We start from the raw sequence: 1382 nt of genomic DNA on the forward strand, positions 1-1382 counted from the left end.
GTGAACATCGGATGCTAGTTCAGCATGCCAAGATGGCTCATAGTATGGGCATCCCTGTGGAAAATACTGTGATTACCGACAATGGGGATGTGGTGGAGTTATCTGAGGACAGCATTAGTATTACAGGTAACGTCCCCTCAGGTATTGAACTGGTAGACCGCACTGGTATTGTTCATGACAATGTTATGAAAGAACGTCAGCAGTTGGCTGGAGATGGAGTAGTGACTGTAGCTGCAGCAATCAGTTGGGATGGCAAACTCCTTGCCAAGCCAGAAATTCATCTGCGGGGTGTGGTCTCACCGTTAGAAACATCCCTCCTGCAACAGTTGGTGATCAAAAGAATTGAAAGGACATTAAGCGATCGCTGGTCAGATTTTGATAAATCCTTGACAGAGAAACCAACTGAAATTGATTGGCAAGGCTTGCAAAAGCAAATTGAAGCTGACCTCCAGCGTTTAGCTCGCCGGGAACTCAGGAGTCGTCCGCTGATGGTGTTCTTGCTGCAAACTCCAGAGGAACCACCAGTTAAGGTCACAGGTACACGGCGTCGGCGCTCTACTGCCAAGGTGGCATCATAAGCAGAAGGGTGAAGGTTCGCCCTTGGCGTCCTTTTTGCCTTCTTTTCGTACTTAATTCCCAAAAAGACTGACTTCAACACTCAGGAAACAACTCAATGTTGAAGTCAGTCTTTTTTTTTATGACATTAGAGGCACTGATGAGTTATTCTAATCAGTGTGATGAGTTATTCTAATCAGTGTGATTACTCAATCCCTATTGCCAAATTGCCAAAGTTCCGTAAGACTTACCAAGCTTGGTCATTACCGATCTTGGCAGCATATCAGTAGATGCAGTTAATTTCACAGATCAGCTAATTTAACAAATACGCTAGTACACATTTAACTGATCTATTGGAATTGGTAACAGCTTTTTGGCAGTTGATGCTTAACCCTTAACAGTCAACTATGCTTTAAGCGTGCTGCTTTCAAAGCTCCGCATTTTGCCAGCTATCAGCTTTGATGCCCCTGTAGCGAAGGAGCTGACGCTGGAGTACTAAACCAAAACCTCAGTTTATGTGCCTCGGAACTATCGCGCACCAATGGCTCCAATTGAGTAGCGTAAATGGGTATTAGCTTACCTGGTTTACACTAACTTAGTCATGTTTGTGTAGATTGACTATATATATTTAATTCGATTTTAAGATCAGCTGCTGATATCCAGCGGCGAAAAGACCCTATTCCAATAGGGATAGGGTAAGGACAAAAAAAAGGCGGTATGCCTGTAATAACCACCAAGATCGGCTCTCCTCAGGCAGAGGGGGGGTGTTATCTTGCTCTGGCAAGATATACATAAAAATGATCCTCTGTCAATCCGGTATGAGAAAG

1 pseudogene is annotated in these 1382 nt (G+C 44.1%); it reads left to right on the top strand.

What is annotated here, in order from left to right:
* Positions 1-578: pseudogene (locus F6K49_RS49380) on the top strand (ribonuclease J); the annotation flags it as partial.
* Positions 579-1382 lie beyond the last annotated feature (804 nt).

This window comes from Moorena sp. SIO3I6 (assembly GCF_010672095.1).